This window comes from Streptomyces durmitorensis, from assembly GCF_023498005.1.
Lineage (GTDB): Bacteria > Actinomycetota > Actinomycetes > Streptomycetales > Streptomycetaceae > Streptomyces > Streptomyces durmitorensis.
Map to the genome: position 1 here is coordinate 21,610 of NZ_CP097290.1, position 8,336 is coordinate 29,945.

General features: G+C 69.8%; 8 protein-coding genes. 2 read left to right on the forward strand and 6 right to left on the reverse strand.

The annotated features are described in order from the left end of the window. Positions 1-37 precede the first annotated feature (37 nt). From M4V62_RS43220 to M4V62_RS43245, 6 genes are all read right to left on the reverse strand, one after another. Entirely contained in the window at positions 38-868 is an 831-nt protein-coding gene (locus M4V62_RS43220; RefSeq protein ID WP_249593255.1) for a 4'-phosphopantetheinyl transferase family protein, read from the reverse strand. Further along, complete coding sequence (locus M4V62_RS43225; protein ID WP_249593256.1) at positions 865-2,694, reverse strand: beta-ketoacyl [acyl carrier protein] synthase domain-containing protein; 1,830 nt, start codon at positions 2,692-2,694, stop codon at positions 865-867. Before M4V62_RS43225 ends, M4V62_RS43220 begins: the two co-directional genes overlap by 4 nt. A 25-nt stretch (positions 2,695-2,719) precedes the next feature. Beyond that, complete coding sequence (locus tag M4V62_RS43230; protein ID WP_249593257.1) at positions 2,720-3,133, reverse strand: acyl carrier protein; 414 nt, start codon at positions 3,131-3,133, stop codon at positions 2,720-2,722. A 95-nt stretch (positions 3,134-3,228) separates the two neighbouring features. Next, complete coding sequence (locus M4V62_RS43235) at positions 3,229-4,053, reverse strand: AfsR/SARP family transcriptional regulator (RefSeq protein WP_249593258.1); 825 nt, start codon at positions 4,051-4,053, stop codon at positions 3,229-3,231. 185 nt (positions 4,054-4,238) lie between these two features. Beyond that, a complete protein-coding gene (locus M4V62_RS43240; protein WP_249593259.1) occupies positions 4,239-4,895 on the reverse strand; it encodes a TetR/AcrR family transcriptional regulator in 657 nt (218 codons plus the stop codon). 365 nt (positions 4,896-5,260) lie between these two features. After that, positions 5,261-5,443: a DUF5302 domain-containing protein gene (locus M4V62_RS43245; protein WP_249593260.1), complete on the reverse strand. Its 183-nt coding sequence runs from the start codon at positions 5,441-5,443 to the stop codon at positions 5,261-5,263. 336 nt (positions 5,444-5,779) lie between these two features. Here M4V62_RS43245 and M4V62_RS43250 point away from each other — a divergent pair, with 336 nt between their 5' ends. Then, entirely contained in the window at positions 5,780-7,396 is a 1,617-nt protein-coding gene (locus tag M4V62_RS43250; protein WP_249593261.1) for an MFS transporter, read from the forward strand. A 4-nt stretch (positions 7,397-7,400) separates the two neighbouring features. Further along, complete coding sequence (locus tag M4V62_RS43255; RefSeq protein WP_249593262.1) at positions 7,401-8,132, forward strand: TetR/AcrR family transcriptional regulator; 732 nt, start codon at positions 7,401-7,403, stop codon at positions 8,130-8,132. The last annotated feature ends 204 nt before the right edge of the window (positions 8,133-8,336 follow it).

The following is an 8,336-nucleotide window of genomic DNA, read 5'->3' on the forward strand; positions in this document are numbered from 1 at the left end:
CTCGGAATTCGCTCGAGATGGTGCGGGGCGCGGCGGGTCACCAGGAGGCCGCGGGCAGGGCGACGGCGGGCGGCGCGGGCAGGGGGATGCGGTGCGGTGCCGCCCGTGCCCACGGGAATCCGCGGTGCAGGTGCATCACGGGATCCGTGAAGGGGGCGGTCTGGATCACCACCGCGGCGAGGACGTCGGGGGCGGGCTCGAGTTCGATGAACGTCCATTGCCCATACCTGTCGTCGGCGGGCGGATCGAATCCGAGTACGCCGCGGTCGTCGGCCAGCGTGAACGAGAAAGTGTCGAACGGCAGCCCGAGGCCGAGGCCGCGCGCTTTGGCATAGGCCTCCTTCAGGGTCCACAGCCGCATCGTCCTGCGGTCGCGCGCCGCTCCGGTGGCCGCTTCGGCCACCCAGTGCCGCTCTCTCGTCGCGAAGGTCTGCAAAATGGTGTGGAAGGAACGCGGGTCCCGGTCGAGCCGTTCGACGTCGACGCCGATGGTGTTCGCGCGTGTCACGCCGATCAGGTTGCAGCCACTGGCGTGCGACAGGTTGAAGTCCAGCTGCCGTCCCCCGCGCAGGAGTCCGCCCGGCGGCACGCGCAGGAAGGGCCGGCCGCGCGAGGAACGCCAGAAGTGCAGTTCGTCCTCGGCGAGGCCGGTTTCCAGCGCCAGTACGCGTCGCACAAGAGTGTGGGCGACCAGGTACTGGCGCCGGTCGCGCTCGAAGAGGAAGGCCTGCGCGGTCTGCTTCTCCTCCTCGTCGAACCAGTGCCCGGCGAGCAGGGCCGCCTGGTCCGCCGGCAGGTCGTCGTTGGTGCAGAACCACAGCTGGACGGGGCGGGCCGGGTCCTCGCTCCTGCCGTTGTCCGTGATCACGTCGGCGGCTCCGCGTCCGCCTCCGTGTCGCTGCCCAGCCACAGCGGCCTGGGCAGCAGGGCGGAGCCGGGCGCCGTCGTGCGCGGCCCGGGTTCACGGCCGTCGGCGGCTTGGTCCGTCCGCGTCACGTCGACGCCGCCGAGCCACAGCCCGGTGAGCTGTTCCTGGCGTCCGGCTCGCCACAGCGCGGACAGGTAGCCGCGTGTCTCGGGCGCTTCGTCGAGGAGCAGCGGATCGTCCTGCGCGGTCCGCAGGTCCGCCATCCGCAGACGCCGCCCCGCGCGGGCACCGGGTGCGGCGGCGAAGTCCCTGAGCAGTTCGGCCAGTTCGGCGTGGCTGCGGGCGGTGACGGCGAGGCGGCACGGCAGCGCGGCCCGGCCGGTGCGCAGGGCATGGGCGAGCGCGGGCAGCTGTGGTGCGCGACCTGCGGTGAGCCAGTCGGCCAGGCGGCGGGCCGTGGCGGCGAGGTGGCCGGTGGTCGGTGCCGACAGCAGGATCAGCTCGGGGCTACCTGCCGGGTCACCGGGTTCCGAGGGCGGCCGACCGGTGGAGGTCTCCGCCCTGGGGCGCGGGGCCGGCTGCCCCGGGCACGCCTCGACGACGACGCAGGCCCGGGTGCCGCACTCGTCTCCGGCGATCACCACGGCGCGGTGCGGTGAGGAGCCGTCCCGGTCGGCCTTCTCGCTGAGCCGCAGCACCGCCCGGGTGAGGGCGGCGACCCCTGTGGCCGCGCCGGCCCGGCCGACGGTGCGGGCCGCGCTGTCGGGTGTTTCGAGCACGGTGACCGTCTGGGCGTCGATCGCCGCCGCGCTCAGGGCACGGCGCACCAGGCGGTCCTCGACGGGGCTGCGGGTGTGCCCGCCGCCGGGGCCTGCGTGGTCGGCCCGTTCTGTGCGATGGGGGGTACGGGTGCTGCCGGTGATCCCGGTACGGCCGGTGCGGCCCACCGCGCTGGAGCGGATGACGGCGTGCAGGGTGTCGCCGTCCGCCCGTGCCCGGTCCAGGGGCTTGAGGAGCAGGGCGCCCACTCCTTCCCCGGCTCCGGGGAACTGCCGGGAGGGGTGCAGCCGCAGTTCCACCGCGCCGACGAGGGCGGCGGCGCATTCGCCGGACTCCAGCGCGCCGATCGCCTGGTGCAGGGCGACGAGGAAGGACGAGTCGGCGGTGTCCACCGACCAGTGGGGCCCTCGCAGGTCGAGCAGGGCGGAGAGCGGGTGCGACACGTTCCCGTGCCCGCTGCGGGGCATGGCCCGGTGGCCGTCGGCCCACAGCTCCGCGGCCAGCAGGGCGTAGTCGCAGGAGCTCACCGCCGTGTACACGCCGACACTGCGCGGTTCACCGTCGGCGCCGACCAGGGAGTCGAGGCGGGCTCCGGTGTAACCGGCGTCCTCCATCACCTGCCAGGCGACGTCGAGGAAGAGGCGCTCCTGGGGATCGGTGAGGGCGGCTTCCCTGGCCGTCAGCCGGAAGAAGTCGGGGTCGAAGTCGGCGACCCGGTCGAGGTAGTGGCCGCCGATGCCCCGCTCGTCGACCAGGCGGCCGGCCGGCGGATCGGCGGGCGCGTCCTGCCGGGTACGCAGAAGGCGCCGCAGGGCGTCGAGGTCACCGGCCCGCGGATAGCGCCCGGCGATGCCGATGACGGCGTAACCCGCGGGCGTGGTGCGGGGGTTGGCCAGTTCGGGTCCGGCGATGTGAGGGGCAGAGGGCTGGATGTGAGGGGCAGAGGGCTGCGGGGGCGGGCCGCTTCCTTCGGTGAGGAGCTGCATGGCCTGCTGACGGCCGAGTGTGCCGTCCTTGAACCGAGTCAGGATGTCCCTGTTGTCCATACGCATGTGCGGCGGGCGGGCCGGGTCAGGCCCTGTCCGCGGCGAGCAGAGCGACGGCCTCGTCGACGCTCAGCCGGTCGTCGCGGACGGCGTCGAGCAGGGTGTCGATCCCGGCACGGGGGCCGGTCGCGCGGGCGGCCCGGGGCGCGCTCGGCGTCCTTGCTGCCGTGCGGGCGACGACATGGGTGGCCATGGCGGCGGGGGTGGGGTGGTCGTAGAGGGTGAAGGCTTCCTCTTTCAGGCCGTACTGGGTGTTGATGGCGTCCACGAACTCGGCGCCGAGGATGGAGTCGAGGCCCAGTACGTGGAAGGTCGCCTTCTCTTCGATCTCCCACGGGTCGCAGCGCAGGATCGTGCCGAGCATCTCGCGCAGTGCGTCGAGGACCCGCGGCACGTCACCGCCGGGTGCCGACTGGGCCGGGTTCGGGTTGTTGAACACGATGGCTTCTCTCCAAGTCACGTCCTGGCCGCGGCGGAAGCAGGGGCGAGGCCGTCTCGAATCCGCACGGGGATGGGCTGAGGGGTCCGGCTCACTCACCCGGTCAGGGAGGGCACGGAAGCGGCGGGAGAGTCCGGCGCCGCCATGAGGATCGAGCGCTGCAACCGCCGCACGTGCGCGGAGGGTTCGAGTCCCAGATCGCGTACGAGGGTGGCGCGCAGGCGCTGGTAGGCGTGGAGCGCCTCGCCACGCCGTCCGGAGCGGTACAGCGCGAGCATGAACTGGGCGTGCAGGTTCTCGTGCGTGCTGTACCGGTTGACCAGCACCGTCAGTTCCGACAGCAGTTCACGGTGCCGGCCGAGCCGCAGTTCCGCTTCGAAGCACTGCTCGAGCGCGCACAGCCGTGACTCCTCAAGACGCCATGCCTCCGACTGCAGTTGTGCTCCCATGCGGACGTCGGCGAAGGCCTCGCCCGACCACAGTCCGAGGGCCTGGCGCAGCAGCGCGGACGCCTGGGTGAACTCACCCGCGTCCATGGCGCGGTAGCCGCGCCCGGCCAGCAGCTCGAACTCCCTGACGTCGCAGCCGCCTTCGCTGCCTGCCAGGCGATAGCCGCCGGGCAGCGTCATCAGGACGTCCTTCGCCCCGGTGTCCTGCGGCTCCCGGTCGCCCGCCCCCTGCTGCGAGGCGAGGGCGGCGGCGATCAGCTCCCGCAGCTGCAGCACGTAGGTCTGCAGCGTCGTGCGGGCGCTGCGGGGCGGACAGCTGCCCCACAGTTCCTCGGTCAGTACCTCCACCGGGACCAGCCGGTCCACGCGTGAGGCGAGCATCGCCAGTACCTGCCGCGGTTTGGGTGCCGTGGGTGTGATCGACACACCCCGCACCTTCACCTCCAGAGCCCCCAGAACCCCGATGTCCACAACTGTCTCCCCTGTTTGTTGTGCAACCTCTCACCGAAGTAAAAAACAGCACGATCGGTTTGTCAATGCAAGAAGTGCACTTCAGAATCGGACTTAAGCTCACATATTGACTACAGACCAGGTCCGATCAGGTAACATCTTCACCGAGTGAGGGTCAAAAAGAGGACGCAGTGACTCTTTTTTGATCACGGGGTCGCCTCGTGTCCGACGGGCGGGCAGTCGTCGGCCCGCAGGGCGGCGGCCGTCGCCGGTGAGGCGACGCGCGGCAGGAGCAGCCGCCAGAAGCGGGAGACGACATCCGGCTCGAGCCAGGCCCGGTCCCGCACGCTCAGCGCCTCGAATCCCACGGTCGCCGCCACCACGGCCGTCGCGACGTCGCTGCCGCGGATCCCCGCACCGAGCTCCTGCGCCCGCTCGGCCTGCGCCAGGGTCTCCTCGACCCAGCACCGCCACTGCTCGCGCAGATCCTCTCCGAGGTCGGGGCTTGAGATGTCCAGGGTGAGGACGAACCCCGCCTGGACCACCGCGTCCCGGTCGAGCCGGCCCACGAGGCGGTAGGTGGACTCCACGAGCCGCGCCAGCGCGGCACGCCCGCCGTCGCCGGGCTCGGGGCCGGCGCCTCCGCACACCTCGTCACGCAGGATGGCGGCGGCCTCCGCCACGACGGCCCCGGCCAGGTCCTGCTTGCCGGAGAAGTGGTGGTGCAGCCCTCCGTAGCTGACCCCGGCCCGTTTGCTGATCCGGCTGAGCGACACCGGTTCGAAGCCCCCGCGGGCGAACTCCTCGCCGGCGGCCCGGATCAACGTCTGCCGAGTGTGCGCCGATCGTCCCTGCTTCACCATCGAGAAGTCTCCTGATCACGGGACAGCCGCCCGCCATGGGAGTCCGCGCACGGGGGACCGCGAGCGGACGAATCATGGGACCAGTAAACCATCATGACGGTTTATTACGAGAGTCTTACGTGCCCAAACTGTCGAGGTGGGTGCAGGTGGGCACAGGTGGCGGGAGGGAAATGCCGCTTCCCGCCGGGCTCTTCGCGTCTCCTCGACCCCAACAGAAACAGTCATTGTTGTCTGTTTTGCCTGTGAGGTGAGGGCGCCTCGCCGTGCTGGATGTGCCCAGGACGCGCGGACGCCCCGGCGGTTCGCCACTGAGGACGAGACCGCCGGGGCGCTCAATCCGTCGCCCGGCTAGCAACGGGGGATGGTCAGCCGGTCTTGCGACGGAAGATCTTCTTCTGGGGTACCGGGCCGCTCACGCCCTTGGACCTCAGGCCCCTGTCGCCGTGCGCCTCTCCGGTCCGCTGCTGGCGCTGCTTGCGCGCGAGCACTTCCTTGAACTGGAGCTGCACATCGGAGTCTGCTGCATTCCGCTTGGTCACGTCAGCCATACGTTGCTCCTGGGTCGAGAGGATTCGAGTCGAGCGGAGCGCCGCTCGAAAAGCGCTTGAGTCTCACTTGAGAATCACCGGAAACCCCCTCGAATAAGTCAGTGTCAAAACCCGCGAAATGCGCGTTCTGGCCACCGCACCCGGTACCTGTCGGCCATCGGGTCCCGTTTCACCGCATCGCCCTTGAGGGCGAGTCGAGTGATACCGGAACCACCTCTTCATAACCTGTTCGTCCGCCCCATACTCATGGGGCGTCATTGCGGTGCAACCTCCTCCGCTTACACTGTACCGTACTCCCCTTACGTAGTAAGTCAAAGTTTTTGGAAGGGAGCCTTCATGACTGAGGCCTCTGAGCCGCGAACGACTGCGGACAAGCAGGATCCGACCACGGGGCCCGCCCCCCACCCCCAGCGCTGGCTGATCCTGAGCACGCTCTGCCTCGCCGTGCTGCTGGTGCTGCTGGACAACACGGTGCTGACCGTGGCGATCCCGTCGATGACGGAGTCACTCGGCGCCTCGACCTCGTCGATCCAGTGGGTGATGAACGGCTACACGCTTGCCGTGGGCGGTCTGCTCATGACGACGGGCTCCCTGGCCGACCGGATCGGGCGCCGCAAGGCGCTCCTGATCGGTGTGGCGCTGTTCACCCTCTGTTCCGGTGTGGCCTCGATGGCCGACAGCCCGGCCCAGCTGATCGCCGGGCGGATCGGCATGGGTGTGGGCGCCGCGCTGCTGATGCCCAGCACCCTGGCTGTCCTCATGCAGGTGTTCGACGAGAAGGAGCGGCCGAAGGCCATCGGCGTGTGGACCGGTGTGGCCGCGGCCGCCGTGGCCCTCGGGCCGGTGCTCGGCGGGTTCATGCTCGACCACTTCTGGTGGGGTTCCGTCCTGCTCATCAACGTGCCGCTCGGAGTGGCCGCGCTGATCGCGATGGTCATCCTGATCCCCGAATCGCGCGATCCGCAGGACCGCAGGACCGACGTCCCCGGTGTGGTGCTGTCCATCCTGATGAGCGTCGGGCTGGTGTACGCGATCATCTCGGTGCCGGAGCACGGCTGGGGCTCCGCCCAGGTGCTGGTCCCCTTCGCGGTCGGCGTGGCGGCGCTGATCTCCTTCACGTACTGGGAGCGCCGTTGCGAGGAGCCGATGCTGGACGTCGCGCTCTTCAGGAACCCCGCCTTCGGCGGAGCCGTCGGCAGCACGGCGCTGACCTATCTCGCGCTCGCCGGCTCGCTGTTCCTGTTCACCCAGTACCTGCAGTTCGTCATGGAGTACAGCCCGCTGGAGGCGGGGCTCGGTGTCGTGCCCATGGCGCTCGCGCTCATGCTGATGACGCCGTTCGGCCCGAAGATCGCGGAGAAGATCGGGACGCCCGGCACGATGGCCACCGGTCTGACGGTGATGGGCATCGGCCTCGTCGTCCTGAGCTTCCTGGGCCGGGACTCCGGCTATCTCCTGGCCCTGGTCGGCCTGGCCGTGATGGGCGCCGGCGCCGGCATCGCCATGCCGACCGCGTCGACCGCCATGGTGAGCGCGATTCCGGTGGAGCGCGCCGGAATGGCGGGTGGGATCAACTCCACCATGCAGGAGTTCGGCAGCGCCTGTGGTGTGGCCGTCATGGGCAGCTTGGCCGCCGGGCTGTTCGCCTCGCACCTTCCGGACACCATTCCTGACGAGGCGACGAACTCCATCGGGCAGGCCCTGGGTGCGGCTGCCGACGGCGACTCCCCGGCGCAGCTCGTCGAAGAGGTGAGGGACGCGTTCGTCTCCGGCTTCTCGGCGAGCATGCGCATCGGTGCCGCAGCCGCCGTCGCCGCAGGCGTGGTGGCCTGGGCGCTGCTGCGCAGGAATTCGGTCCCGCCCGAGGCGGCCGCGTCGCAGTCCGGCGAGGCCACGGAGCATGCGGCTGCTTCAGGGGCCGAGAAGACGGCGGACGCCACGGGCGTATCTTGATCCCATGTCGCGCAACCTTCCCGAACCGAGCCTGGGCAGCATCTGGCTGTCCAGGCCGGCCCGGCAGCCGCCCAGCGGTCAGACCGCACTGAGCCGTGATCAGATCGTCGCGGCGGCTGTCCGCCTGCTCGACCGGGAAGGTCTCGCCGCCCTCTCCATGCGACGCCTCGCCGCAGAGCTCGGTGTCGCGGCGATGTCCTTGTACTGGCACGTCCCCACCAAGGACGCGGTTCTCGAATTCGCCCTCGACGAGGCGTTCGGCGAGCTGGACCTGACGCCCAGGCCCGATGCCGACTGGGGCGAGCAGATGGAGCACATCTCCCAGGACCTGCGCCGCATCATCCGTGAACACCCCTGGACCAGCCCGCTGGCCGGCAGCTTCGCACTCGTCGGCCCGAATTCGCTGGCGATGCACGAGCAGCTCATCGTGCTCGTCGAGGCGGGCGGGTTCGCCCCGCCCGACGCCTATCGTGCGGTGGGCACGCTGGTGAACTTCGTCCTCGGGTTCGCGGCGGACGAGGTGAAATGGATCCTGAAGATGCGTGAGGCGGACATCGGGCCCGCCGACATCAAGGAGATCTGGCTGTCTCCGGTCCTCGAACTCGTCAGCGATGCCTATCCCCGCATGCGGGCCAACCTGGAGGCCGGGGAGTCCCGGGCCTGGGACGACCATTTCGAGTTCGGTCTGAGTTGCATGATCGCAGGCATGCGCGCCAAGGGGACCAAGCAAAGCTGAGAACCACTTGAAAAGCGATTGATTTCTTTTCGAGGTTTCCTTGAGCCGGGCCTCTGGGCAGAACAACATTGACGGCGGAGCGGGTCTGCTGTCACACTGTTCGAACAGGCGTGGTGTGCCGTAATTCGGATGCACCCCCGAAATATCCATAGAAATTCTTCACGAGCCGTATTGCCTCTGGGCGATACGGCTCTCTTGCGTTTT